This is a genomic window from Enterobacter sp. 198 (assembly GCF_009025585.1).
Taxonomy (GTDB): Bacteria; Pseudomonadota; Gammaproteobacteria; order Enterobacterales; family Enterobacteriaceae; genus Enterobacter; species Enterobacter ludwigii.
The window spans coordinates 26,037-52,406 of sequence record NZ_WCIM01000007.1 but is presented as its reverse complement, the minus strand read 5'-3'; the positions used below and the strand labels follow the sequence as shown (position 1 = coordinate 52,406).

The window sequence follows — 26,370 nt, the reverse complement described above, 5'->3', positions numbered from 1 at the left end:
ATGACTCGCTTTTTTTGGATCTGCAGAAAGGAGCAGCGATGCATTTTCCGGTGAATGTCTTTACAGGCAAGGTAAGGGAGTACGACGGCAGCCGCCCGAGCGCCATCGCCAAAATTCAGGTCGACGGCGAGTTGACGTTAACCGACCTCGGGCTGGTGGGCGATGAGCAGGCCGAAAAGAAAATCCATGGCGGGCCTGACCGCGCGCTGTGCCACTATCCGCGGGAACACTATCAGCACTGGATAACCGAGTTTCCCGAACAGGCGGATATGTTTGTCGCGCCCGCGTTTGGTGAGAATCTCTCAACGGAAGGGCTGACCGAGAAAAACGTCTTTATCGGCGATATCTACCGCTGGGGCGATGCCCTGATTCAGGTGACGCAGCCGCGCTCGCCGTGCTTCAAACTAAACTATCATTTCGGCATCAGTGACATGTCTTCCCGGCTGCAGAGCGCGGGTAAAACGGGCTGGTTATATCGGGTGGTGCTGGCAGGTCAGGTATCGGCAGATGCGCCGCTGGTGCTGGCATCGCGCCTGAGTGATGTCTCGGTATATGACGCCTGCGCGATTGCCTGGCATATGCCGTTTGATGACGACCAGTACCATCGGCTTTTGTCCGCTGCGGGGCTGTCCACGAGCTGGACCCGAACGATGCAGAAACGCCGTTTAAGTAGCAAGATCGAAGATAATTCGCGGAGATTGTGGGGGAAATAGTTTCCCTGCAGGAGAGGCAAGCCGGGTCAGCGATACCGCTGCCCGGCTAAACGACTACGAACGTTTATACAACGGCAGCCACAGCGTTAACCGTAACCCACCCAGCGGGCTGTCATCGGCCTTCACCCAGCCGCGATGCTGCTGCATGGCGGTTTCAACAATCGCCAGACCCAGCCCCGTGCCGCCAGATTCACGGTCACGCGCCTCGTCGGTACGGTAGAACGGACGGAAAATCTGTTCGCGGTCTTCCGGGCTTACCCCAGGACCATCGTCATCAACGATAATGGTAATCCCGTCTTTATCCACCGAGAAGGCTACCTCAATCTTCGTGTGCGAATAGCGCAGGGCGTTACGCACGATGTTCTCCAGCGCGCTTTCCAGCGTGTTGGGGTTACCGTACAGCGGCCATGGCCCCGGCGGGAAGTTGACGGTAAAAGATTTCCCCATCTGCTCCGCTTCGAACGCCGCGTTATCCAGCACTTCATGCCACAGGTGGTTGGCTTTCACCGTTTCGCTCACCAGCGCGTTTTTCTGCTGATTGCGCGACATGACCAGCAGGTCGTTAATCATGCTGTCCAGACGATGCGCTTCCGTTTCAATACGTTCCAGCTCTTTGCTCTCACCGCTGCGGCGACGCAGCAGCGCGGTGCCGAGCTGTAAGCGCGTGAGCGGCGTGCGCAGCTCGTGCGAGATATCCGACAGCAGGCGTTGCTGTGCCGTCATCATGCGGTCGAGGGCGCTCACCATCTGGTTAAAACTGGTCCCCGCGGCAAGGAACTCCTGTGGACCGGCTTCCAGTTCAGGGTGTTGTCGCAGGTTACCCTGCGCCACTTCGTCCGCCGCGTTTTTCAGCTTACGCGCCGGTTTCGCCAGACTCCACGCCAGCCACAGCAGCAGCGGTGAGCTGACCAGCATGGTGACAATCAGCAGCAGAAGCGGACGGTCAAACAGCAGGTTGATGAAATCGGACTGGGAGTTGCTCGCCGGGCGGATCAGGTAAAGCTGGTAATTATCCTCGCCATCTCTGACGGAGAAGGGGCCTACCATCTCAACCCGACCGTATTTTTTCTTCTGAGGATGGTCGGCGTTATCCGCCTGACCAATGAAGTTACGGATGATCTGCATTTCATTGCGATCGGCGCCAATCACGCGCCCTTCGCTGGTCACCAGCAACAGGCGCTGGCCTGGCGGTGCCCATTTGTCGATAGCGCGAAACAGCCTGCGCCACCACATTAAATCGTTCGGCGGGTCGTTTGCCAGCTCGGCTTCCACGTGCTGCTCGATCATCACGCCCTGACGTTGCTCGCTGTCGAGAAGCTCCGTCATCTGGCGTGAGTCGAGTTTTGGCAACATCAAAACGAGCATTAAAACCAGTGCCAGCGTCAGCCAGAAAATGGCGAAGATGCGGGCTGTTAAGCTTCCTATCATGAAGCGGAAACCATCAGATAACCGCGACCACGCAGGGTTTTAAACCACGGGTGCCCGTCCTTGCGTTCCGGCAGCTTGCGGCGCAGGTTCGAGATATGCATATCGATGGCGCGATCAAACGGGGTGAGGCGTTTGCCGAGCACTTCCTGGCTCAAATGTTCACGCGATACCACCTGGCCGAGGTGCTGGGCCAGCAGATACAGCAGGGTGAACTCGGTGCCAGTCAGTTCCAGCGTTTCACCGTCAAAACTCGCTTCCTGACGGCCCGGATTCAGGCTCAGGGAGTCGACTTCCAGCGTCGGTGAACTGTTGTCGCTGTTCTGCTGCTGTTCGCTCCAGTGAGAGCGACGCAGGATAGCGCGAATACGGGCAACCAGTTCACGGTCGTTAAACGGCTTTGGTAAATAGTCATCCGCGCCCAGCTCAAGGCCAAGTACACGGTCAAGTTCGCTGCCGCGAGCGGTCAGCATAATTACGGGCGTCTGGTGTGTCTGGCGAAGCTCTTTCAACGTATCAATGCCGTTTTTCTTCGGCATCATCACGTCGAGCAAAAGTAAATCGATGCTGTCGTCAAGGAGACTCAGCGCCTGCTCGCCATCATGGGCAACCAGAACGTTGAAACCTTCCATGTCGAGCAACTCCTTTAAAAGGGATGTGAGCTCTCGGTCATCATCAACTAACAGGATTTTATTCATTGTTTAAATACCTCCGAGGCAGAAATTACGACATCAAGGCTATCTAATCCATGACTTTACGTTGTTTTACACCCCCTGACGCATGTTTGCAGCCTGAATCGTAGACTGTCTCTCGTTGAATCGCGACACGAAAGATTTTGGGAGCAAGTGATGCGCAAAGTTACCGCTGCCGTCATGGCCTCAACGCTGGCGTTCAGTACATTAAGCCAGGCCGCTGTAGCTATCCCCGGCGATAACGGGCCCTCAACGGAGGGGGCAACGCAGCACAGCAGCCAAAGCCATATGTTTGATGGCATAAGTTTAACCGAACATCAGCGTCAACAGATGCGAGATCTGATGCAGAGGGCACGACACGACCAGCCCCCTGTTAATGTTAGCGAAATGGAGACAATGCACCGCCTTGTCACCGCAGAAAAATTTGACGAAAGCGCTGTACGCGCTCAGGCCGAAAAAATGGCACAGGAGCAGGTTGCCCGCCAGGTAGAGATGGCGAAGGTCCGCAACCAGATGTTCCACCTGCTAACGCCCGAGCAGCAAGCGGTTTTGAACACAAGACATCAGCAGCGAATGGACCAGTTGCGTGAGGTTGCACGGATGCAGCGAAGCTCAGAAACAACGTTTTTCAGTAGCAATAGCAGTACCCGTAGTAACCAGTAAACCCTGTTTTCCTTGCCATAGACACCATCCCTGTCTTCCCCCACATGATGTGGGGGTTTTTTTTGCCCTTCATTCTGCTTTGTTAACCGTTTATTCATCCTTTGACTCCCCATGCTTCCGTTATACTAGCGGCATGACATGACAGGAGCGTTTATGAATCAATCCTATGGAAGACTGGTAAGTCGGGCAGCGATTGCAGCGACCATCGTGGCTTCAAGCCTGTTAGTGATTAAAATTTTTGCGTGGTGGTATACCGGCTCAGTCAGTATTCTCGCGGCACTGGTGGACTCGTTGATGGATATTGCCGCCTCGCTGACGAACCTGCTGGTTGTACGTTACTCGCTGCAACCGGCGGATGAAGAGCATACGTTTGGGCACGGGAAAGCCGAGTCGCTGGCCGCGCTGGCGCAAAGCATGTTTATTTCCGGCTCAGCGCTGTTTCTGTTTTTAACCGGTATTCAGCATCTCGTCTCGCCGTCACCGATGAACGATCCCGGCGTGGGTGTGGTCGTAACGATTGTGGCACTTATATGCACACTTGTTCTGGTAACGTTCCAGCGCTGGGTTGTTCGCAAAACGCAAAGCCAGGCTGTACGGGCGGATATGCTTCATTATCAATCTGATGTTATGATGAATGGCGCTATTCTTATTGCGCTCGGTCTGGCCTGGTATGGCTGGCATCGGGCCGATGCGTTGTTTGCGTTAGGGATTGGCATCTATATTTTATATAGCGCCTTACGGATGGGGTATGAAGCGGTGCAATCGCTTCTGGACCGCGCCCTCCCGGACTCAGAACGTAATGAAATTTTTTCTATCGTGACCTCCTGGCCTGGTGTCAGAGGTGCACACGATCTTCGAACGCGGCAGTCAGGGCCGACCCGCTTTATTCAGATTCATATTGAAATGGAAGACAACCTGCCACTGGTTCAGGCTCACGTTATTGCTGAGCAGGTCGAGCAGGCGATTTTGCAGCGTTTTCCTGGTTCAGACGTCATTATTCACCAGGATCCCTGCTCGGTTGTACCCGGACATGTTGAGCTTTCGTAATTGGTTGTAAAAAAGTGAGCCAGGCCAGCATTTTGTGTATAAATTACCGCCATTTGGTCTGACCTGAATCAATTCAGCTGGAAGTGATTGATATACTATTTGCAGTATTCGTTGGTCGATAAATTCTTCCGGCAACAGATTTCAATTTTGCATTCCTAAGTTCAGAGGTAGTCATGATTAAGAAAATCGGTGTGTTGACAAGCGGCGGTGATGCGCCGGGCATGAACGCGGCAATTCGTGGGGTTGTCCGTTCAGCGCTGACGGAAGGCCTGGAAGTTTTTGGTATCTATGATGGTTATCTGGGCCTGTATGAAGATCGCATGGTTCAGCTCGACCGTTACAGCGTGTCCGACATGATCAACCGTGGCGGTACCTTCCTCGGTTCTGCGCGCTTCCCGGAATTCCGTGATGAACACGTCCGTGAAGTGGCTATTGAGAACATGAAAAAACGTGGCCTCGACGCACTGGTTGTTATTGGTGGTGACGGCTCGTACATGGGTGCAAAACGTCTGACTGAAATGGGCTTCCCGTGCATCGGGCTGCCGGGTACGATCGACAACGACATCAAAGGCACTGACTACACCATCGGTTATTTCACCGCACTGGGCACCGTTGTTGAAGCGATTGACCGCCTGCGCGACACCTCTTCTTCCCACCAGCGTATCTCCATCGTGGAAGTGATGGGCCGTTACTGTGGTGACCTGACGCTGGCTGCGGCCATCGCCGGCGGTTGTGAGTTCGTGGTGGTTCCGGAAGTGGAATTCAGCCGTGAAGATCTGGTGGCTGAAATCAAAGCGGGTATCGCAAAAGGCAAGAAACACGCCATCGTAGCCATCACCGAGCATATCTGTGACGTTGACGAGCTGGCGAAGTACATCGAAACCGAAACCAAACGTGAAACGCGCGCTACCGTTCTGGGCCACATCCAGCGCGGGGGTTCCCCGGGTCCATACGACCGCATCCTGGCATCACGTATGGGTGCATACGCCATTGAACTGCTGCTGCAGGGTCATGGCGGTCGTTGCGTGGGTATTCAGAACGAAAAACTGGTTCACCATGACATCATCGACGCCATTGAAAACATGAAGCGTCCGTTCAAGGGTGACTGGCTGGACTGCGCAAAAAAACTGTACTGAGCGGTGACTTTCCCCCGGTCGCGCTGAGTTAACCGGGTCTGCAGTCCACGCTCATAAAGACCGGGTAAGGCGATATCGCCGCCCGGTTTTTTTATGCCTGCTCGTTTTTTATTCCTCTACGTTATAGCCAATCTTTTTTTATTCTTTAATCATTGGTTAGCTTTCTGGCACGCTGCAAGCATCAAAACACTACACAAGAGATCCGGGCGATGAATAAATGGGGCGTGGGGTTAACATTATTGCTGGCATCGACCAGCGTTTTGGCTAAGGACATCCAGTTACTGAACGTGTCATACGACCCGACGCGTGAGCTGTACGAGCAGTACAACAAAGCCTTCGCGGCACACTGGAAACAGGAAACCGGCGACAACGTGGTGGTGCGTCAGTCTCATGGTGGCTCCGGTAAGCAGGCGACCTCAGTCATCAACGGGATTGAAGCCGACGTGGTTACCCTGGCGCTGGCCTATGACGTCGACGCCATCGCCGAGCGTGGGCGTATCGATAAAAACTGGATCAAACGCCTGCCAGACAACTCAGCGCCTTACACCTCGACCATTGTTTTCCTGGTGCGTAAGGGCAACCCAAAACAAATTCATGACTGGAACGATCTGGTTAAGCCGGGCGTTTCCATTATCACCCCGAACCCGAAAAGCTCGGGTGGCGCACGCTGGAACTACCTGGCGGCCTGGGGCTACGCGCTGCATCACAACAACGGTGACCAGGCGAAAGCCCAGGCGTTCGTGAAAGCGCTGTATAAAAACGTTGAGGTGCTGGACTCGGGCGCACGCGGTGCCACGAATACCTTCGTTGAGCGTGGGATTGGCGACGTGCTGATCGCATGGGAAAACGAAGCCCTGCTCGCCACCCACGAACTGGGTAAAGACAAGTTCGAGATCGTTACGCCAGGCGAATCTATCCTCGCCGAACCTACCGTTTCTGTGGTTGATAAAGTGGTTGAGAAGAAAGAGACCAAAGCGGTGGCGGAAGCGTACCTGAAGTATCTCTACTCGCCAGAAGGCCAGGAAATTGCGGCGAAAAACTACTATCGTCCACGCGATCCGGCGGTGGCGAAGAAATATGAAAGCGTCTTCCCGAAACTGAAGCTTTTCACCATTGATGAAGAGTTCGGCGGCTGGGCGAAAGCGCAGAAAGAGCACTTCTCTAACGGCGGAACTTTCGACCAGATCAGCAAGCGCTAAACGTTAGCAGGACAGACACGGTGACCCGGCGCGAGAAATCCGCCGGGTTTTTTATTTGGTCATCATTTTGCGTTACTCTTTCGCCACTATCGAAAACAGGGAACGCATTGTGAAAAAAATACTATTACTGATTCTGGTTGTCATCATTCTTGCCGCGGGTGGCTGGTACTGGATGAAAGCGGGTAATCCGAATGCGTTGCGTCATATCGTTCTCGACCAGTGTCTGCCGAATCAACTCCAGCACCGTAACCCGGCCCCGTGCGCGCAGGTGAAGCCTGATGCGGGTTATGTGGTGTTTAAAGACCGCAACGGGCCGCTGCAGTATCTCCTGATGCCGACTTACCGTATCAAAGGAACCGAAAGCCCGCTGTTGACCGAGCCGAATACGCCCAACTTCTTTTGGCTGGCCTGGCAGTCACGCAACTTTATGAGCATGAAGCGCGGGGCCGAGGTGCCGGACAGCGCAATTTCGCTCACCATTAACTCCCCGACAGGCCGTACGCAGAACCATTTTCATATCCATATCTCCTGCCTGCGCCCGGACGTGCGCGAGAAGCTTAATGCTGCGCAGGGGCAAATCAGTACCCAGTGGTTACCGTTCCCGGGCGGGCTGGAAGGGCATGAGTACCTCGCTCGTCGCGTGACGGAAAATGAGCTGGTACAGCGCAGTCCGTTTATGATGCTGGCTGAAGAGCTGCCGGAAGCGCGTGACCATATGGGGCGCTTCGCGCTGGCCATGGCGCAGCAGTCGGATGGATCGTTTGTCTTACTGGCGACCGAACGTAACTGGCTGACCCTGAATCGCGCGTCGGCTGAGGAATTGCAGGATCATCAATGCGATATCCTGAAGTGACATCACCATAAATAGCGTTTACTCGTCCTGCCTGTCGCCGTAGACTTGCTGAAAAAAACGACAGGAGACAGGAATGTCGCTCTGGTTAACGCATCCTCTGTTTGTGCCCTCATTGATAGTCGGCGTCACCATCGTGCTGTGGGCGACGTCGCTATTGCCGGAATTTATCACCGCGCTGCTGTTTTTCACGGCAGCGATGACCGCCAGAATCGCCCCGGCGGAGGTGATTTTTGGTGGTTTTGCCTCGTCTGCATTCTGGTTAGTGTTTAGCGGCTTCGTGCTGGGGGTGGCAATCCGTAAAACCGGTCTGGCGGACAGGGCCGCACGGGCGTTGTCGGCAAAACTCACGGATTCGTGGGTATTGATGGTGGCAAGCGTGGTGGGGCTAAGCTACGCGCTGGCGTTTGTGATGCCGTCGAATATGGGCCGTATCGCGCTGCTGATGCCGATTGTCGCCGCCATGGCCAAAAGGGCCGCCATCCCCGACGGTTCCCGCGCGTGGTATGGCCTGGCGCTGGCCGTCGGGTTCGGAACCTTCCAGCTCTCGGCGACCATCCTGCCTGCCAACGTGCCGAATCTGGTGATGAGTGGCGCCGCGGAGGGCTCGTACGGGATCCATCTGAACTATGTCCCGTATCTGCTGCTGCATACACCCGTCCTCGGGATCCTGAAAGGGGGCATTCTGATCGGCCTGATCTGCTGGTTGTTCCCCGGCAGCCCGAAACCGGCCACCGATCTTACGCCGTCTGAACCGATGGGCCGGGATGAAAAGCGTCTCGCCTGGCTGCTGGCGGTGGTGCTGGGGATGTGGGTGACAGAGAGCTGGCACGGCGTTGGACCGGCGTGGACGGGCCTTGCGGCATCGGTTATCGTCATGCTGCCACGCATTGGGTTTATCACCGGTGAAGAGTTTTCTGCGGGAGTGAACATGCGCACCTGCATTTACGTGGCGGGGATTCTCGGGCTGGCGATTGTAGTGACCCAAACGGGTATCGGTTCCGCGGTGGGGGAGGCGTTATTGCGGATTATGCCGCTTGATGCCAGCAGACCGTTCACCAGCTTCCTGGCGCTTACCGGTATTACCACGGCGCTAAACTTCATTATGACCGCGAACGGTGTACCTGCGTTGTACACCACGCTGGCACAGAGTTTTTCGGACGCCACCGGTTTCCCGCTGTTGTCGGTGATCATGATTCAGGTACTGGGGTATTCCACGCCGCTGCTGCCGTATCAGGCGTCGCCGATTGTGGTGGCAATGGGTTTAGGGAAGGTGCCTGCAAAGGCGGGGATGTTGCTCTGTCTGGCGCTGGCGATTGCAACGTATCTGGTGCTGCTGCCGCTGGATTATCTGTGGTTTAGCGTGCTGGGGAAAGTGTAATTTCCCTCCCCGGTGGGGGAGGGAAGTCGGTTTTTACGCCTGTTTAGCCGCTTCTGCTGCTTTAACGATCACCGCGAAAGCGTCAGCTTTCAGGGATGCACCGCCAACCAGCGCGCCATCGATGTCTGGCTGGGTGAACAGCTCAGCAGCGTTGGATGCGTTAACGGAACCGCCGTACTGAATAATTACCTGCTCAGCCACTTTCGCGTCCGCTTTAGCAATGTGGTCACGGATAAATTTGTGAACCGCCTGTGCCTGCGCAGGGGTCGCTGATTTGCCGGTACCGATCGCCCAGACGGGTTCGTACGCGATAACCGCGCCTTCGAATGCTGCAGCACCCTGCGTTTTCAGCACGGCGTCGATCTGACGAGCACACACTTCTTCCGTTTTGCCTGCTTCGTTTTCGGCTTCGGTTTCACCAATGCACAGAACCGGGATCAGACCCTGCTCTTTCAGCACCGCGAATTTCTTCGCGATAAATTCGTCGGATTCTTTGTGGTAAGTGCGACGCTCAGAGTGGCCGATGATGATGTATTTCGCGCCGATATCTTTCAGCATTTCAGCAGAGGTTTCACCGGTGAATGCGCCTGACAGGTTAACGTCAACGTTCTGTGCGCCCAGAATGATGTGGCTGCCGTCAGCGGCATGTTTAGCCAGATCCAGGTACATATCCGGCGGAGCGATAGCAACCGCGCAGCCCGTCACGCCCGCCAGCTCTTTACGCAGGTTCGCAACCAGTTCGTTTACCATGTGGCGGCTGCCGTTCAGTTTCCAGTTACCCATCACTAAAGGATGTCGCATTTCAATTCTCCACGCTAAATTAGCGAATTAAGGAATATGGCCGCCCTGTCGGGCAGCATGGTCTGTGAATCAGTATAGAGATTTTCCCTCGAAAGGCTTTGCTTTTTGTCATTAATTCGCCCCGCCGAGTGTGTCTGATAGTGCCAGCTTAATCGGTTCAACAGCGAAGGTCAGTCCTTTTTCGCCGTTATCTGCCACCACATAGCGTATGGCCCCTTCGGTATCGGCGTAGTAACGCTTGTTTTTACCGGCGGTGAGGAGTTTTTGCAGCTTTTGCTGGCTTTGCTTTTTGGTCAGCGCGGGCGTAAAAGCCTGCAGTATCGCGCTCATGTACTCGAGCGCTTTTGCCTTAGCGGCTTTCTGCTCTGGCCCCTGAATCGGCAGCCAGGTTATCTGCATGCTTTTGATTTTTAGCGTGCCGCGCTCCAGCGCAGTGGAGGCATATAAATTCTCGTTAATCTTGCTCGCAGCTCGGGTCAGGGTTGGCGTATCCCGGGAGCTGTCAATGGCGCGGAATTCATCCAGCGGTAGCGTGGGGTTGGTTTTATTGAAGGTTTCACGAAACTGGCTGATTGACTGATCGAACGAGGGTGCACCTGCCAGCAGATAGGGGGCTGTCGTCGGGGCAGTGGTTTCGGCGGCGTGCAGGGGGACACCCGCGATGAGCATCGCTAAACACAGGAAAAGAGAACGTGCCGAACTTTTCATCAACATTGCCCCTGGCCGTAAGTGTTCATGATTAAATCGATATCTGGTCGGCTTGTCAAAAGGTCACAACTCCAGGGTAAAATGCGCGCTATATGATAATAAGGAACCTTACATGACCATACAGCAGTGGTTGTTTTCATTCAAAGGGCGTATTGGACGCCGTGACTTCTGGATCTGGATGGCGACGTGGATCGTTGCCATGCTGCTTCTGTTTTTCGTGGCCTTCAACGCATGGCTCAGCACACAAACGGCGGCGTTTGCGCTGGTCTGTTTGCTGTGGCCAACCGCGGCCGTGGTGGTGAAACGTCTGCACGATCGCGGCCGTTCCGGCGCGTGGGCTTTTCTGATTATTCTGGCGTGGATGCTGGTGGCCGGGAACTGGTCGATACTTCCGTCCATCCTTCCCTGGGTGGTGGGCAGACTGCTACCAACCATTATTTTTGTCATGATGGTGGTCGATCTGGGCGCGTTTATCGGCACCCAGAGCGAAAACAAATACGGCAAAGACACCCTTGAGGTGAAATACCGCTGATCACCAGTAGTGTTCGGCAGTCATATGGCCCGGCCGGCGGCGAAGATGTTTCGTCATCTGCCGGGTATCCTTCAGAAGCTGCTGCGTGTCGCGAACCATCTGCGGGTTGCCACACAGCATGACGTGGCTGGTCTCAGCGCTCATCGGCAAGCCAATTGCGTCTTCCAGTGCACCACTCTCAATCAATGCCGGCACGCGGCCCGTCAGTGAACCTGCTGCGGTTTCGCGGCTGACCACGGTCTGAATTTTCAGTTTCCCGCCGTACTGCTTTTCCAGCGCCTGCATCTGCGGAAGATAGCTCAAGTCTGCGGCATAGCGCGCGGCGTGAACCAGCACGATGTTTTTAAAGCGCTCAAGGTCTTTGCCGTACTGCAAAATAGAGAGATAGGGGCCAATGGCCGTGCCGGTTGCCAGCATCCAGAGGGTGTCGCAGTCCGGGATTTCGTCCAGCACGAAGAAACCGGCCGCTTCACTCACAATTTGCACATCGTCACCGGGCTTAAGCGCGGCAAGGCGTGGGCTGAGTTTGCCGTCCGGGACGGTAACCAGATAGAACTCGAGATCCGGGTTATCGGGGGCATTAACGTAGGAATAGGCGCGCTGCACGCGCTCGCCGTCAACATCCAGTCCCAGCTTCGCAAATTGCCCGGCCGTAAACGGGTGGACGGGAGCATGCAGGGTGAGACTAAATAGCGCATCGGTCCAGAACTGTATCTTTGTGACTTTACCTGTTACCCAGTCCGCCATGATCTTCTCCTGTGCTTTTTCTCTGTTCTATCTTCCGGACTTGTGGTGAAGATTTCCAGCCCATTTGGGCCGGAAAGCTCTATCGATCAAACGGTTTTACAGAATGTGCGCCTGCACGTCAGGGTCTTTACGATCCAGATAGTGAACAGACCGAATGCGGCGAATGGTGCGCGATTTACCGCGGATCAGCAGGGTTTCGGTGGTGGCCATATTGCCCTTACGGGTGATGCCATCCAGCAGGTCACCTTTGGTGATGCCGGTTGCGGAGAAGACAACGTTGTCGCTGCGCGCCATGTCATCCAGCGCAAGCACCTTGTTGGCTTCAATACCCATCGCTTCGCAGCGTGCCAGCTCTTCTTCCCCAATACGGCGATTCTCTTCGCTGTCGCCTTTGACTTCATGACGGGGCAACAGACGGGCCTGCATGTCGCCATCCAGAGCGCGGATCACCGCGGCGGAGACCACACCTTCCGGCGCGCCGCCGATGCCGTAAAGCACATCCACTTCGCTGTCTGGCATGCAGGTCAGGATAGACGCTGCTACGTCGCCATCCGGGATGGCAAAGACGCGAACGCCGAGCTGTTGCATCTGGGCAATGGTGGCATCGTGGCGCGGTTTCGCCAGAATGGTCACGGTGAGCGCGCTAAGCGGTTTTTCCAGCGCCCTGGCAACGTTACGCAGATTCTCTTCCAGCGGCAGGCTCAGGTCGATAGCCCCTTTGGCACCGGGGCCGACAATCAGCTTTTCCATGTACATATCCGGCGCGTTGAGGAAACAGCCTTTGTCCCCTACCGCCAGCACGGCTAGCGCGTTGGCCTGGCCCATTGCCGTCATGCGGGTACCCTCAATCGGGTCGACGGCGATATCCACGGCATCACCTTTGCCGGTGCCCACTTTCTCACCGATATAGAGCATTGGCGCTTCGTCGATCTCGCCTTCGCCAATGACGATGGTGCCATCGATATTGACCTGGTTAAGCACAATGCGCATGGCATGGACAGCCGCACCGTCTGCGGTATTTTTGTCGCCACGGCCGAGCCATTTATAGCCCGCCAGTGCGGCAGCTTCGGTAACGCGGGAAAACTCGATAGCCAGTTCACGTTTCATGAGGTACTCGTGCAATCAAAAGGAATTGCACGAAGTTTATCACAGAGTGGGGGTGGGTGCGGTCGGTCCCCTCTCCCCGGCGGGGAGAGGGGAAGGGTGAGGGGAGAAATTACTGCTCGTGCTCTTCCCACGCCAGGGCGCGTTTCACCGCTTTCTTCCAGCCGCTGTAGCGGTAGTTACGCTCAGTGGTTTCGATGCCAGGGCGGAATTCGCGTTCGATAACCGCTTTTTCCTGCAGTTCATCCAGATTCTGCCAGAAGCCGACAGCCAGACCTGCAAGATACGCCGCACCCAGCGCGGTGACTTCACGTACTTCCGGGCGCTCTACGCGGGTGCCCAGAATGTCGGACTGGAACTGCATCAGGAAGTTGTTGGCAACGGCGCCGCCGTCCACGCGCAGGGCATGCAGACGAATGCCGGAGTCAGCCTGCATCGCTTCCAGTACGTCGCGCGTCTGATAAGCAATGGATTCCAGCGTCGCGCGGATAATGTGGTTCGAGTTTACCCCACGGGTCAGGCCGAAAATCGCGCCGCGTGCATACGGGTCCCAGTAGGGGGCGCCCAGACCGGTAAAGGCCGGAACCACATACACGCCGTTGGTGTCCTTCACTTTGGTTGCGAAATACTCGGAGTCAAACGCATCGCTGATGAGTTTCATCTCGTCACGCAGCCACTGAATAGACGCACCTGCCATGAACACCGCACCTTCCAGCGCATAGTTCACTTCACCGCGTGGGCCGCAGGCGATGGTGGTCAGCAAGCCGTTTTCTGATTTCACCGCTTTCTCACCGGTGTTCATCAGCATAAAGCAGCCGGTACCGTAGGTGTTTTTCGCCATCCCTTCCTTAACGCACAGCTGGCCAAACAGCGCCGCCTGCTGGTCACCGGCAATACCGGCAATCGGAATACGCGTGCCGCCTTTACCGCCGATATTGGTCTGACCGTAAACTTCAGAAGACTTGCGGACTTCTGGCAACATCGCGCGCGGGATATCCAGCGCGTCCAGCATCTTGTCATCCCACTCCAGGGTATTGATGTTGAACAGCATGGTGCGCGAGGCGTTGGTGTAATCAGTGACGTGGACACGCCCCTGGGTCATCTTCCAGATAAGCCAGGTGTCGACGGTACCGAACAGCAACTCACCGCGTTTTGCACGTTCACGTGAACCCTCAACGTGGTCGAGGATCCATTTCACTTTGGTACCGGAGAAATACGGGTCAACGACCAGACCGGTTGCGCTACGCACATAGTCTTCCATACCGTCGCGCTTCAGCTGTTCGCAGATTTCTGACGTACGGCGGCACTGCCAGACGATGGCATTGTAAATGGGCTTACCGGTTTCGCGCTCCCAGACGATAGTGGTTTCACGCTGGTTGGTAATACCGATAGCGGCAATCTCGTCGGAACTGATATCGGCTTTCGCCAGCACTTCTACCAGCGTGGAGCTTTGTGAAGCCCAGATCTCCATAGGATCGTGTTCAACCCAGCCTGGACGAGGATAGATTTGCTCAAATTCGCGCTGTGACACGCTGACGATATTCGCGTCATGATCCATTACGACAGCGCGGGAGCTGGTAGTGCCCTGGTCGAGCGCAACGATATATTTTTTTTCGGTCATGGTATGTGTCCCGTAGTCAGATTACAGCGAAGCTTTTTGTTGTGCGGTAGAAGTCGTTTCCTTCTCCTCTTCCACACAGGTGTCGCACGGTAAATGGCGACCAATTAATTTGCGGTAGCTAAATGCACCCAGAGCAGCCCCGACAACCGGTGCAAACAGCGGTACCAGGAAGTAAGGGATATCTTTACCGCCGGTGAAGGCCACGTCGCCCCATCCTGCGATAAAGGCAAAAGCTTTAGGTCCGATATCACGCGCCGGGTTCATCGCAAACCCGGTCAGCGGGCCCATGGATGCGCCGATCACCGCAATCAGCAGGCCAATCAGTAGCGGTGCCAGCGGGCCGCGCGGAATGCCGTTTCCGTCGTCGGTCAGCGCCAGGATAACGCCCATCAGAATAGCGGTAATCACCATTTCAACTGCGAACGCCTGCACAAAATTGATATGCGGGTTGGGATAGGTTGAGAAGATGCCTGCCAGATCCAGACTTTCGACACTGCCACGCACCATATGATGAGTCTGTTCGAAGTCGATGAAAAGATTGTAATAAAGCCCGTAAACTAACGCCGCTGCGCAAAACGCGCCGGCAAACTGAGAAAGGATGAAGGGAACAACTTTGCGTCCGTCGAAGCACGCGAACAGCCACAGCGCGATGGTCACCGCCGGGTTAAGATGTGCGCCGGAAACCCCTGCGGTCAGGTAGATGGCCATCGCCACGCCCAGACCCCAGATAATACTGATTTCCCACTGACCGAAACTGGCACCCGCCACTTTCAGTGCAGCAACACAGCCCACTCCGAAGAATATCAACAACCCGGTACCAAGGAACTCGGCAATGCACTGGCCTTTTAAGGTTGATGTCTGACTCATAATCGGAATCCTGAAGAAATTGATGTTTATTGTTAGCATGACCGCCCGTGACAGCCACGATGCCCTGTAGACATAGTGTTAATTTATCGTTAACGAGCAAAAACGAGAAATATCGAAATCAAAATGTGTGGTCTGCGTCAATAAAATGAGCGTTTTCGCGCCATAAAGCGCATTTTTACACCAATGGCAAAATGTGAGCTGAATCATTTCATTAACGAATCAGTTAACAATTTAGGGGTATATGCCGCGAACGCACCAGGACGAGGCCGAAAAGTGTTGCAAACCACGATCTGCGCGGTCTGCCGCTGGACAGGGGCGACGGGGCTTCATACAATCGGCATATCTGTTGTGCGCGTTTACGTTAAAGCGTCGCCTTGCAATTCAGGAGAGGTAGGATCATGTCTTTAGAAGTGTTTGAGAAACTGGAATCGAAAGTACAGCAGGCGATTGACACCATCACGCTGCTGCAGATGGAAATTGAAGAGCTGAAAGAGAAGAACAACAGCCTGGCGCAGGAAGTTCAGAACGCCCAGCACAGCCGTGAAGAACTGGAGCGCGAAAACAACCAGCTGCGTGAACAGCAGAATGGCTGGCAGGATCGTCTGCAGGCGCTGCTGGGACGTATGGAAGAAGTGTAATTTCTCTCGGGAAATGCAGAACAGGCCGGGTAAGGCGTCGCCGCCACCCGGCTTTTTTTATTACTCGATATCCAGCGGATCTTCGGAAAGGATAATCCCGGTGTTATCGGCATAGAGATGGTCACCGGAGAAGAAGGTCACGCCGCCGAAATTGACGCGCACGTCGCTTTCGCCGATACCTTCACCCGCAGCACCCACCGGAATGGCCGCGATAGCCTGAATGCCAATGTCCAGGTCTTCGAGATCGTCCACCTGGCGCACTGAGCCATACACCACAATGCCTTCCCACTCGTTCTGTACGGCAAGACGGGCGAGCTCAGCATCAATGAGGGCACGACGTACGGAGCCCCCGCCATCAACCAGCAGAACGCGGCCACGGCCGTTCTGTTCGAGCAGATCATAGAGCAACCCGTTATCCTCGAAACATTTCACCGTGACGATTTGTCCGCCAAACGACGACCGCCCACCAAAGTTGGAGAACAGCGGTTCAACGACGTTGACATCTTCCTGGTAGATGTCACAAAGCTCGGAGGTATCGTATTTCATAGGTTTAACGCTCAGTTGCTGCGAATGTGTTCAGTATATCGTGCTAAATGCGTTGTTGGCAAAATCATCAATTGTTAATTGATATTTGTCAGTTAACCCAGCGTCTGACTTAAGACAATCCCGATGACGAACAACAGGTTAGTCAGCAGTGCCCCTTTTACCGTACGCTCCAGCATTGGCGGCATGGCCGCAGGGCTGAGTTCACGCATGACGAATCGCGCCTGCTTAATCAGCAGCGGTGCGGCGAGTACAAACAGCCAGCCCCATATGCTGTGCAGCGAGATAACGTTAAACAGCGCCAGGCACAGCAGAGCGCCCAGCAGCAGACACGCATGATAACGGCGTGCATTAACGGGCCCCAGACGCACGGCCAGCGTGTTTTTGCCGTTCTCACGGTCGCTGTCGATATCGCGCAGGTTGTTGATGTTAAGCACCGCCGTCGCCAGCATGCCGCAGGCGGTTGCCGGCAGGAACAGGGCCGGGATCAGGGTATGTGCCTGTAAGTACCCGCTCCCCATCACGCTCAACCAGCCGAAGAACACCAGCACGGAGATATCACCCAGCCCAATATACCCGTAAGGGCGGGTACCGACGGTATAGGTAATGGCGGCAATAATGGCGAGCAGACCCAGTACCAGGAAACCAATGAAATCGCTGGGGGTTTTAGACGCGACCGTTACCAGCGCCAGGCCGGAAAGACAGATCAGCGCCACGGTGATGATCAGCGCGCGCTTCATCTGCGCCTGGGTAATGACCCCTTTCTGCATACCGCGCAGTGGCCCGATACGGTCGGGTTTGTCGCTGCCTTTAACCGCATCGCCATAGTCGTTGGCGAGATTGGAGAGAATTTGCAGCAGACCGGCGGTAATCAGTGCCAGCCCGGCAACCAGCGGATCGAAATAGCCTTGCCACCAGGCAAGCGCCGTACCGACGATAATGGCGGCAAAGGCCAGAGGAAGAGTTTTAGGGCGCAGACTTTCGAGCCACGCCTGAGTACGGCTGATGTCAGTCATAGTAATTTAGCCAATAAAAATGGGGGCATTAGCCCCCATTAAACGTGATGAGAATGCAGTAACCGCGATTATAGGATAAAACGGCTCAGATCTTCATCTGCCACTAACGCATCCAGGTGTTTACCCACATATTCTGCGTCAATGGTAATGCTTTGACCGTTCAGGTCGCTCGCATCATAAGAGATATCTTCCATCAGGCGCTCCAGCACGGTGTGCAGACGACGGGCACCGATGTTCTCGGTGGTTTCGTTGACCTGCCAGGCGGCCTGGGCGATGCGTTTGATACCGTCTTCAGTGAACTCGATGTTCACACCTTCGGTTGCCATCAGCGCTTTGTACTGTACGGTCACAGAGGCATTTGGCTCGGTCAGGATGCGTTCGAAATCTTCAGTGGTCAGCGCCTGCAGCTCCACGCGAATCGGCAGACGACCCTGCAGTTCCGGGATCAGGTCAGACGGTTTCGCCACCTGGAATGCGCCAGAGGCAATAAACAGGATGTGGTCCGTTTTGACCATACCGTGTTTGGTGGAGACGGTGCAGCCTTCAACCAGCGGCAGCAGGTCGCGCTGAACGCCTTCACGGGAGACATCCGGGCCTGAGGATTCGCCACGCTTACAGATTTTGTCGATTTCGTCGATAAACACGATACCGTGCTGCTCAACCGCGTCGATAGCATCCTGCTTCAGCTCTTCCGGGTTCACCAGTTTCGCCGCTTCTTCTTCGATCAGCAGCTTCATGGCGTCTTTGATTTTCAGCTTACGCGCTTTCTGCTTCTGGCCGCCCAGGTTCTGGAACATGGACTGCAGCTGGCTGGTCATCTCTTCCATGCCAGGCGGTGCCATGATTTCCACACCCATAGGGGCAGCAGCAAGATCGATCTCAATCTCTTTGTCGTCCAGCTCGCCTTCACGCAGTTTTTTGCGGAACGCCTGACGTGCCGCTGACGGCTCAGCCTGCTGTTCAGCCTGGCCCCAGTTGTTCTTCGCCGGTGGGATCAGGACGTCAAGAATGCGCTCTTCCGCCATCTCTTCGGCGCGGTAGCGGTTTTTCTCAATCGCCTGGACGCGCACCATTTTGATCGCCGAGTCGGTCAGATCGCGAATGATAGAGTCCACTTCTTTACCCACATAGCCCACTTCGGTGAACTTGGTGGCTTCGACTTTGATGAACGGGGCGTTAGCCAGTTTCGCCAGACGACGGGCAATTTCGGTTTTACCGACACCGGTCGGGCCGATCATCAGAATGTTTTTTGGCGTCACTTCATGGCGCAGCTCTTCTTCGAGCTGCATGCGGCGCCAGCGGTTACGCAGGGCAATAGCCACGGAACGCTTGGCGTTGTCCTGGCCGATAATATGTTTGTCCAGTTCGCTGACAATTTCGCGTGGGGTCATTTCAGACATGGGAGATCCTTACGCTTTAGACGGTAATTCTTCGATGGTGTGGTTGTGGTTGGTATAGATGCAGATATCACCTGCAATATCCAACGCCTTCACCGCGATATCGCGCGCGTTCATGTCGGTATTTTCCAACAGCGCACGGGCTGCAGCCTGGGCGTACGGGCCACCAGAGCCAATAGCAATCAGGTCGTTTTCAGGCTGAATGACGTCACCGTTACCGGTGATGATAAGCGAAGCGGTTTCATCGGCCACCGCCAGCAGCGCTTCAAGTTTGCGCAGCATGCGATCGGTACGCCAGTCTTTCGCCAGCTCAACGGCGGCTTTCACCAGGTGACCCTGGTGCATTTCCAGTTTGCGTTCAAACAGTTCGAACAGCGTGAAGGCGTCAGCCGTGCCGCCTGCAAAACCGGCGATCACTTTGTCGTTGTATAAACGACGAACTTTCTTCACGTTGCCTTTCATTACGGTATTACCCAGCGTGGCCTGGCCATCACCGGCGATTACCACGTGGCCGTTACGGCGTACACTTACGATTGTTGTCACGAGCAGACCCCCTGGTTACAGAATCGGGAAACAGAAGCCCTGAGCCTGTGCTCAGGGCTGAATAGAATGATAGATGGGGGGGAATTTGGGGGTTTCAACCCCCGGTAGCGAGTCGAATGCAGTTTGTGTGTCCCGCCACTTTCAAACGGGAAATGGTTCCGTCGGCATTTTCTTTGCCTTTGACCGGGCCAATCACCACGCGATTCCAGCCGTTATTGGTGGTAATGCGTGAATCAAACCCTTCAAAAGCCAGCTGTGCGCGCACCGTTTCCGCCTGCTCAGCACCTTTGAATGAACCACATTGCACCATCCAGCGGCGTTCGTCTTTTTTCTCAGCAGTCTGTTTCGGCGCATCGGTCTCTTTGGTTACCGGTGCGGCCTGCTGCGTTTTCGGCTGCTGCGCAGTGGTATGCGCCGGCGTCTGCAGCAGATCCTGATACGGCTGAGCCGCCTGTTTCTGCGGCTGGGCTTTCGGAGGTTGTTGCACTGGCTGGGACTGCGCCGTTCGCGTTTGCTGCTGATACGGCTGTTCCGTCACCCGCGGCTGCGTTTTAGGCTGCTGCACTGGCTGGGTTTGCGCCCACTGCTGTTGTTGCTGCTGTTGCTGTTGGAGCTGCTGCTGCGCCTGACGACGCTGCAGCGTTTGCTGACGCTGTTCCGGCGTCTGCTCGTTCCACGGCACTTCGTTCAGCTGCGTGGGCTGCTGGCGCATATCGGCCTGCATTTGTGCCAGCAACTGACGCTGTTCATCCGTCAACTGGCTGGCATTTTGCACTTCACCACCCGCTGAAGGTTCGGTCGGCGCACGTACGCCAGGCTGACGGCTTTCCAGCTCTTTGATATAGCGCCAGCGCTCTTCAGGCTTCGGCGGAAGGCCGTTTCCGGCAACCTTGCTGGCCTGAAGCGCCTCGGACTCTTCTTTTTTATGGTGCGTGATAAAGTACAGACCACCAATAAAGGCCACGACTACAGCCGCAGCAATAGCGACCATCGCTGGCGAGACAGCAGGCAGGTTACGTTGCTTTTTCCTTGAGCTACTCTTTTTGCGTCGCGAAGGTGCCGGCTGGCCGCGACGTACATAATCTCGTTGTGCCACTATCGTTTCGCTGTATTTATTCGTTCGTCAGCCCGCCATGTTACTTAAGCGGCGGGGCTTTGACCAGATAAGGGTGTCTGAAAGACATTTACTTTAAGTCAATGCCTGGGTAGAACCGCGCACAATCAATTCACAGTCCAGCAACCGCGAGCCGCTGTTAACTGTTTGACCATGCAGCTGATCCAGCAGAAGAAGCATCGCTTCACGCCCAATATCATAGCGCGGCTGCGCCACGGTCGAGAGTGGAGGATCGCAAAATTCTGACAGCGAAATATTATCGAATCCGATGATCGACAAATCTTTCGGTATGCGCAGGCCGCGGCGCTTCGCATACGATAATGCCCCCAGTGCCATCACATCGCTGTGACAGAACACCGCGGTCGGCGGCTCGGGCAGATCCAGCAGCTTCTCCAGCGCCTGTCCACCGGCTTCAAAGGTGAAATCCCCGCGAGCAATGTAGTGCGGATCGACGGTGACGCCGGTACGGCGCAGCGCCTGAACGTAGCCCTGCAGGCGGTAGTGACACAATGGCATCTCTTCCGGCCCGGCAATGCAGCCAATACGCTTGTGCCCCAGCTCCTGAAGATAGTTGACGGCGTTGAACGCGGCGGTCAGGTTATCAATATGTACCGTCGGCAGCTCCAGCTCGGGTGCAAACTCGTTGGCCATCACCATCGGCGGTAAATTGCGCTGCTCTTCAATGCTGGCATCAAACGGCAGGCGAGACCCAAGCAGCAACATGCCGTCGATCTGCTTGGTGATAATGAGGTCGATAAAGGTTTTTTCCTGCTGGTTCTGGTGAGCACAGTCGCCAATCAGCACCAGATAACCTTGTTCTGCCGCCGTCACTTCGATACCGCGAATAATCTCGCTGAAGAAGGGATCGCAGATGTCCGGCACAATCACCAGGATGGTGCGCGACTCATTGCGTTTAACGTTTCGTCCCATCGCCTGCGGGAAATAGCCCACTTCCAGCGCAGCCTGCTCTACCCGGTTACGGGTCGCCTGGGAGACTTTATCCGGGTTCATTAATGCGCGGGACACGGTTGCCGTAGAGACTTGTGCTTTCTGGGCAACGTCTTTCATGGTCGCCGTGGCAACCTCTTTCCTGGACTTCAACGTCTTCTCCTCGCCTGAACACCGAACTTCTGACGCCACCATTTTTACAGATAGTTAATGGAATCGGTTACAGAATTTTCATAAAAAGTGTGAGGAGCGTTAAATTTTTCGATCCGTCTTCAGCCTTCGATAGGATCAACGTCCAGCACCCACTTCACTTTGCGCGCTTCTGGTAGGGTATTGATCAGTACCAGCGCGCCGCTGACGATATGTTGCAGGCGGATGCGCGAAGGGTGCTGGAGCAAAATCTGCCAGCGAAAACGTCCACCACGCTTTGGTGCCAGCGCCGGCACCGGCCCCAGTATCCACAGCGGGTTATCCACCAGCGGACTGGCCTGCAGGAGGTTTCTCAGCTGCTGCAGGAAAAGCGGTGCCTGCTGGTTGTTGTGATCTTCTGCGCGGATGATGACGTGGCTGGTCCACGGCGGAAGCTGCATCGTCTGGCGTTCTGCCAGCGCCTGCTCCGCAAACGCGTCATAGCCTTTATGCAGCAGGGTTTGCAGTAACGGATGTTCAGGATGGTGGGTCTGTAAAACCACCTCACCCTGTTTGCCTGCGCGACCGGCACGTCCGGCAACCTGGGTATAAAGCTGGGCAAAACGTTCTGCAGAGCGGAAATCGGCCGAAAACAGCGCGCCGTCTACGTCCAGCAGGGCGACCAGCGTTACGTCCGGGAAGTGGTGCCCTTTGGCCAGCATCTGCGTGCCAATCAGAATGCGTGCGCCACCGCGATGCACTTCCGCCAGCTGCTGTTCCAGCGCCCCTTTGCGGCTGGTAGTGTCACGGTCGATGCGGGAAAGAGGAACGTCAGGGAAGAAAGGCTTAAGGGCCTCTTCCAGTTGCTCCGTCCCCAGGCCGACCGGCACGATATGCGTTGAGCCACATGACGGACACTGGCGTGGTACCGGCCGCTGGCTGTCGCAGTGGTGGCAGCGCAAATGGCGCTGGGCCTGATGGAACGTGTAGTAGTGGTCGCAGCGCGGGCATTCGGCAATCCAGCCGCAGTCGTGACACAGTAGCGCCGGGGCAAACCCGCGGCGGTTAAGGAACAAAATGACCTGATTACCGGCCTGCAAATGCTGGCGCATCCGGGTGATAAGCGCAGGCGCTAACCCCGCCTGCACCTGCTGGCCTTTTAGATCCAACACATGCTGAATAGCAGGGCGCGCGTTCCCTGCGCGCCGCGTCAGGCGCAACATGTGGTATTTACGCTGGCGAACGTTATGCAGCGTTTCGAGGGCGGGCGTCGCGGAGCCAAGAATAATCGGGATTTGCTCGCTGTGGGCGCGATAAACGGCCAGATCGCGGGCGTGATAGCGCCAGCCTTCCTGTTGCTTATAGGAGCTGTCATGCTCTTCATCGATGACGATAACGCCGAGGTTTTTAAACGGCGTAAACAGCGAGGAACGGGTGCCAATCACAATCGCCGCTTCGCCGTTTTTGGCTTTCAGCCAGGCGCTGAGGCGCTCGCTGTCGTTCAGGCCCGAATGTAACACTTCAACCGGCGCATTAAACCGCTCGCGAAAACGGGCGATGGTTTGTGGTGTAAGGCCGATTTCCGGAACCATCACCAGCGCCTGTTTACCCTGCGCAAGCACGTTTTCCAGTACGCTGAGATACACTTCTGTTTTGCCGGAGCCGGTGACCCCTGCCAGTAGCCAGGCGGAGAAATGATCGGAGGCGCTGTGAATGGCTCCTACGGCGGTGGCCTGCTCAGTGTTGAGTCGCAGACGATCCCCTGAAACGGAGAAACTGTCCCGCCAGTCATAAAGGGCAGGCGCCTCGCTTGCCAGTTCGCTCAGCCCTTTTTTGCGCAGGGCCTGTAGCGCCGTTTCACTCACCTCAAGCTCGTCAACCTGATGTCGCCAGATTTTCCCCTGACGCAGGGCCGCCAGCGCCTGCTGCTGTTTCTGCGAGCGTTTCAGGCTATTGATATCGACCGCCTGACCCTCTTCAGTGGCAAACCAGTACCACAGGGGAGCGTGGCTGGCACTTTTACCCTGACGAAGCATAACAGGCAGGGCGTGGAACAGGACATCGCCGATGGGGTGATGGTAGTAATCTGCCGCCCACAGCAGGAGCCGCCAGATGCTGGTGGAGAACACGGGCTCGCTGTCCAGTACCTCCGCGACGGCTTTCAGCTCATTGAGCGGCAATTCGCTCTTATCGCTTACCGACACCACAATCCCAATACGCTGCTGTTTGCCAAATGGCACGGTCACGCGACAGCCCGCTTTGGCGCTCATGCTGTCAGGCAGCAGATAATCAAAGGTGCGGGGAAGCGGAACGGGCAGGGCAACGTGAGCGACGGGCATCGAATCTTCCTGACTTGAAAAGTGGCGCGTTAGTATACACATTAGTGAAAGCGGCGTGCGGATCAGTTTGCATACGTTGGTCAAATTCTGTATGATTCGCCGCCTTTGGTGTACTTTACGCCAAAGAACTTACATTCAACATCGCGTGGTGTCTGGCGTTAGGGCTGGAAGAGCGACGCGGCCTTAACTGAGGTTCTCCCATGAAAAAAGATATTCACCCGAAATACGAAATGATTACTGCAAACTGTTCTTGCGGTAACTCTATCCAGATCCGCTCTACCGTGGGTCACGATCTGAACCTGGACGTGTGCGGCAAATGCCACCCGTTCTACACTGGTAAGCAGCGTGATGTTGCAACCGGTGGCCGTGTTGACCGCTTCAACAAGCGTTTCAGCATCCCGGGCGCTAAGTAAGTTTCCCGAAAAAAAGGCACCGCAAGGTGCCTTTTTTGTATCCGCTTCTCAGTATTCCCACGTATCCGGGTCGATACCCAGTTCACGCATGATCACCTTCGCCTCTTCCGGAATTTCATCACTACGCTCTTTGCGCAGATCTTCATCGTTTGGCAACGGTTGACCGGTAAACGCATGCAGAAACGCTTCGCACAGCAGTTCGCTGTTGGTCGCGTGGCGCAGGTTGTTCACCTGACGACGCGTACGTTCATCGGTGAGGATCTTCAACACCTTCAGAGGAATGGAAACCGTAATTTTCTTTACTTGCTCACTCTTCTTACCGTGCTCAGCGTATGGGCTGATATATTCGCCGCTCCATTCAGCCATGAGATACCTTTAATCCTCTCAGTCATTAATCTAAAGGTGCAAAACCCGTCATCGCCAGTTTTGACCGTAATCCAGCGTAGTTTACCGTAGAGACGATACCGTGGCACGGATATTGCCGCTGCAGCGTGCACTAAAGCATATAATTTTAACGGCTATTTGCGCATTGCTCAATCTATACGCAAAGAAGTTTAGATGTCCAGATGTATTGACGTCCATACTTTCAGTGTTTACTCTGGTGCCTGACTTTTCACCTCTTTTAGCCAGGAAGCCTTCACCATGACGCGTAAACAGGCCACCATCGCAGTGCGTAGCGGATTAAATGATGACGAGCAGTACGGCTGTGTTGTCCCGCCAATTCATCTTTCCAGTACTTACAATTTTACCGGTTTTAATGAACCCCGTGCGCATGACTACTCCCGTCGCGGCAACCCGACGCGTGACGTAACCCAGCGCACGCTGGCGGAGCTGGAAGGCGGTGCAGGCGCCGTGTTAACCAACACCGGGATGTCTGCGATTCACCTGGTGACGACGGTATTTCTGAAGCCGGGCGACCTGCTGGTGGCACCGCACGACTGTTACGGTGGTAGCTATCGTCTGTTTGACAGCCTCGCAAAACGCGGGTGCTACCGCGTGCTGTTTGTCGATCAAAACGACGAACAGGCGCTGAAACAGGCGCTGGCAGAGAAACCGAAGCTGGTGCTGGTGGAAAGTCCAAGCAATCCATTGTTGCGCGTCGTCGATATTGCGAAAATTTGTCAGCGCGCAAGGGATGCGGGAGCGATAAGTGTAGTGGATAATACCTTCCTCAGTCCGGCCCTTCAGAACCCGCTTGCGCTGGGTGCCGATCTGGTATTGCATTCATGCACAAAATATCTGAACGGTCATTCTGATGTGGTAGCGGGCGTGGTGATTGCAAAAGATCCCGACGTTGTCACCGAACTGGCATGGTGGGCCAATAACATTGGCGTCACTGCGAGCGCTTTCGACAGCTACCTGTTGTTGCGCGGTATCCGCACGCTGTCGCCGCGCATGGAAGTGGCGCAGCGCAATGCTCAGGCGATTGTCGATTTCCTGAAGACCCAGCCGCTGGTGAAAAAGCTCTATCACCCGTCGCTGCCGGAAAACCAGGGGCACGAGATTGCCGCGCGTCAACAAAAGGGATTTGGCGCGATGTTAAGTTTTGAACTGGACGGTGACGAGCAAACGCTGCGTCGCTTCCTGAGCGGGCTGTCATTGTTTACGCTGGCGGAATCATTAGGTGGGGTTGAAAGCTTGATCTCCCACGCCGCGACCATGACGCACGCAGGTATGGCACCAGAAGCACGTGCCGCCGCCGGTATTTCTGAGACGCTGCTGCGTATCTCGACCGGTATTGAAGATTCTGAAGATTTAATTGCCGATCTGGAAAATGGCTTCCGGGTCGCAGCCAAGGGGTAAT

General features: G+C 55.4%; 27 protein-coding genes. 11 read left to right on the top strand and 16 right to left on the bottom strand.

Annotated elements, in window-relative coordinates; all coding sequences use genetic code 11:
* Positions 1–38 precede the first annotated feature (38 nt).
* Positions 39–713, top strand: coding sequence for a 6-hydroxyaminopurine reductase (gene yiiM, locus F8561_RS02170; RefSeq protein WP_413464227.1), 675 nt, complete (start codon positions 39–41; stop codon positions 711–713).
* A 54-nt stretch (positions 714–767) separates the two neighbouring features.
* On the opposite strand, the gene cpxA is transcribed toward yiiM, so the two are convergent.
* Together cpxA and cpxR are read right to left on the bottom strand one after the other, a co-directional pair.
* Positions 768–2,141, bottom strand: a complete 1,374-nt coding sequence (gene cpxA / locus F8561_RS02165; RefSeq protein WP_010436910.1) for an envelope stress sensor histidine kinase CpxA — start codon at positions 2,139–2,141, stop codon at positions 768–770.
* A complete protein-coding gene (gene cpxR, locus F8561_RS02160) occupies positions 2,138–2,836 on the bottom strand; it encodes an envelope stress response regulator transcription factor CpxR (protein WP_014172213.1) in 699 nt (232 codons plus the stop codon). The genes cpxA and cpxR overlap by 4 nt, the downstream gene beginning before the upstream one ends.
* A gap of 150 nt (positions 2,837–2,986) precedes the next feature.
* On the opposite strand from cpxR, the gene cpxP reads away from it, so the two are divergent.
* The 6 genes from cpxP (at position 2,987) to F8561_RS02130 (ending at position 9,106) form a co-directional block, all read left to right on the top strand.
* Positions 2,987–3,493: a cell-envelope stress modulator CpxP gene (gene cpxP, locus F8561_RS02155; RefSeq protein ID WP_020883960.1), complete on the top strand. Its 507-nt coding sequence runs from the start codon at positions 2,987–2,989 to the stop codon at positions 3,491–3,493.
* A gap of 153 nt (positions 3,494–3,646) precedes the next feature.
* Positions 3,647–4,540 carry a CDF family cation-efflux transporter FieF gene (gene fieF, locus F8561_RS02150; protein ID WP_020883958.1) on the top strand — a complete coding sequence of 298 codons (894 nt, stop codon included), beginning with the start codon at positions 3,647–3,649 and terminating at the stop codon, positions 4,538–4,540.
* A gap of 173 nt (positions 4,541–4,713) precedes the next feature.
* Positions 4,714–5,676 carry a 6-phosphofructokinase gene (gene pfkA / locus F8561_RS02145; RefSeq protein WP_014172210.1) on the top strand — a complete coding sequence of 321 codons (963 nt, stop codon included), beginning with the start codon at positions 4,714–4,716 and terminating at the stop codon, positions 5,674–5,676.
* A 209-nt stretch (positions 5,677–5,885) separates the two neighbouring features.
* Positions 5,886–6,875 (top strand): sulfate ABC transporter substrate-binding protein, encoded by a 990-nt coding sequence (locus F8561_RS02140; RefSeq protein WP_032680073.1) that lies wholly within the window; start codon positions 5,886–5,888, stop codon positions 6,873–6,875.
* 109 nt (positions 6,876–6,984) lie between these two features.
* Positions 6,985–7,728 (top strand): CDP-diacylglycerol diphosphatase, encoded by a 744-nt coding sequence (locus tag F8561_RS02135; RefSeq protein ID WP_151887092.1) that lies wholly within the window; start codon positions 6,985–6,987, stop codon positions 7,726–7,728.
* A 73-nt stretch (positions 7,729–7,801) separates the two neighbouring features.
* Positions 7,802–9,106 (top strand): SLC13 family permease, encoded by a 1,305-nt coding sequence (locus F8561_RS02130; protein WP_068795442.1) that lies wholly within the window; start codon positions 7,802–7,804, stop codon positions 9,104–9,106.
* A 33-nt stretch (positions 9,107–9,139) separates the two neighbouring features.
* Here F8561_RS02130 and tpiA read toward each other — a convergent pair whose 3' ends face one another.
* Positions 9,140–9,907 (bottom strand): triose-phosphate isomerase, encoded by a 768-nt coding sequence (tpiA, locus tag F8561_RS02125; RefSeq protein ID WP_014172206.1) that lies wholly within the window; start codon positions 9,905–9,907, stop codon positions 9,140–9,142.
* 111 nt (positions 9,908–10,018) lie between these two features.
* Positions 10,019–10,615, bottom strand: coding sequence for a DUF1454 family protein (locus F8561_RS02120; RefSeq protein ID WP_020883954.1), 597 nt, complete (start codon positions 10,613–10,615; stop codon positions 10,019–10,021).
* Positions 10,616–10,727: 112 nt separating this feature from the next.
* On the opposite strand from F8561_RS02120, the gene F8561_RS02115 reads away from it, so the two are divergent.
* Entirely contained in the window at positions 10,728–11,147 is a 420-nt protein-coding gene (locus F8561_RS02115; RefSeq protein WP_025202755.1) for a DUF805 domain-containing protein, read from the top strand.
* Here the strand turns inward: F8561_RS02115 and fpr are convergent, their stop codons facing one another.
* The 4 genes from fpr to F8561_RS02095 form a co-directional block, all read right to left on the bottom strand.
* Entirely contained in the window at positions 11,148–11,894 is a 747-nt protein-coding gene (gene fpr / locus F8561_RS02110; RefSeq protein WP_014172203.1) for a ferredoxin--NADP(+) reductase, read from the bottom strand. It abuts the gene before it with no gap.
* A gap of 96 nt (positions 11,895–11,990) precedes the next feature.
* Positions 11,991–13,001 (bottom strand): class II fructose-bisphosphatase, encoded by a 1,011-nt coding sequence (gene glpX / locus F8561_RS02105; RefSeq protein WP_151887091.1) that lies wholly within the window; start codon positions 12,999–13,001, stop codon positions 11,991–11,993.
* Positions 13,002–13,110: 109 nt separating this feature from the next.
* Positions 13,111–14,619 carry a glycerol kinase GlpK gene (glpK, locus tag F8561_RS02100; RefSeq protein WP_014172201.1) on the bottom strand — a complete coding sequence of 503 codons (1,509 nt, stop codon included), beginning with the start codon at positions 14,617–14,619 and terminating at the stop codon, positions 13,111–13,113.
* A gap of 21 nt (positions 14,620–14,640) precedes the next feature.
* Positions 14,641–15,486 carry an MIP/aquaporin family protein gene (locus F8561_RS02095; RefSeq protein WP_014885705.1) on the bottom strand — a complete coding sequence of 282 codons (846 nt, stop codon included), beginning with the start codon at positions 15,484–15,486 and terminating at the stop codon, positions 14,641–14,643.
* A gap of 398 nt (positions 15,487–15,884) precedes the next feature.
* On the opposite strand from F8561_RS02095, the gene zapB reads away from it, so the two are divergent.
* On the top strand, positions 15,885–16,124 hold the full coding sequence (gene zapB / locus F8561_RS02090) for a septal ring assembly protein ZapB (RefSeq protein ID WP_008501806.1): 240 nt from the start codon (positions 15,885–15,887) through the stop codon (positions 16,122–16,124).
* A gap of 60 nt (positions 16,125–16,184) precedes the next feature.
* Here the strand turns inward: zapB and rraA are convergent, their stop codons facing one another.
* The 7 genes from rraA to priA form a co-directional block, all read right to left on the bottom strand.
* The gene (rraA, locus tag F8561_RS02085) at positions 16,185–16,670 is read right to left on the bottom strand and encodes a ribonuclease E activity regulator RraA (protein WP_014172197.1); all 486 of its coding nucleotides are present in this window, start codon (positions 16,668–16,670) and stop codon (positions 16,185–16,187) included.
* A 92-nt stretch (positions 16,671–16,762) separates the two neighbouring features.
* On the bottom strand, positions 16,763–17,683 hold the full coding sequence (menA, locus tag F8561_RS02080) for a 1,4-dihydroxy-2-naphthoate polyprenyltransferase (protein WP_014172196.1): 921 nt from the start codon (positions 17,681–17,683) through the stop codon (positions 16,763–16,765).
* A gap of 68 nt (positions 17,684–17,751) precedes the next feature.
* Positions 17,752–19,083 (bottom strand): HslU--HslV peptidase ATPase subunit, encoded by a 1,332-nt coding sequence (hslU, locus tag F8561_RS02075; protein WP_014172195.1) that lies wholly within the window; start codon positions 19,081–19,083, stop codon positions 17,752–17,754.
* A gap of 9 nt (positions 19,084–19,092) precedes the next feature.
* Complete coding sequence (hslV, locus tag F8561_RS02070; RefSeq protein WP_014172194.1) at positions 19,093–19,623, bottom strand: ATP-dependent protease subunit HslV; 531 nt, start codon at positions 19,621–19,623, stop codon at positions 19,093–19,095.
* A gap of 94 nt (positions 19,624–19,717) precedes the next feature.
* Positions 19,718–20,719: a cell division protein FtsN gene (ftsN, locus tag F8561_RS02065; protein ID WP_014172193.1), complete on the bottom strand. Its 1,002-nt coding sequence runs from the start codon at positions 20,717–20,719 to the stop codon at positions 19,718–19,720.
* Positions 20,720–20,812: 93 nt separating this feature from the next.
* On the bottom strand, positions 20,813–21,838 hold the full coding sequence (gene cytR / locus F8561_RS02060) for a DNA-binding transcriptional regulator CytR (protein ID WP_020883949.1): 1,026 nt from the start codon (positions 21,836–21,838) through the stop codon (positions 20,813–20,815).
* A 119-nt stretch (positions 21,839–21,957) separates the two neighbouring features.
* Positions 21,958–24,153, bottom strand: a complete 2,196-nt coding sequence (gene priA, locus F8561_RS02055) for a primosomal protein N' (protein WP_047356278.1) — start codon at positions 24,151–24,153, stop codon at positions 21,958–21,960.
* Between the two features lie 200 nt (positions 24,154–24,353).
* Here priA and rpmE point away from each other — a divergent pair, with 200 nt between their 5' ends.
* The gene (gene rpmE / locus F8561_RS02050; protein ID WP_003862040.1) at positions 24,354–24,566 is read left to right on the top strand and encodes a 50S ribosomal protein L31; all 213 of its coding nucleotides are present in this window, start codon (positions 24,354–24,356) and stop codon (positions 24,564–24,566) included.
* A 48-nt stretch (positions 24,567–24,614) separates the two neighbouring features.
* On the opposite strand, the gene metJ is transcribed toward rpmE, so the two are convergent.
* Positions 24,615–24,932 (bottom strand): met regulon transcriptional regulator MetJ, encoded by a 318-nt coding sequence (gene metJ / locus F8561_RS02045; RefSeq protein ID WP_007369220.1) that lies wholly within the window; start codon positions 24,930–24,932, stop codon positions 24,615–24,617.
* Between the two features lie 276 nt (positions 24,933–25,208).
* Here metJ and metB point away from each other — a divergent pair, with 276 nt between their 5' ends.
* A complete protein-coding gene (gene metB, locus F8561_RS02035) occupies positions 25,209–26,369 on the top strand; it encodes a cystathionine gamma-synthase (protein WP_014172189.1) in 1,161 nt (386 codons plus the stop codon).
* The last annotated feature ends 1 nt before the right edge of the window (position 26,370 follow it).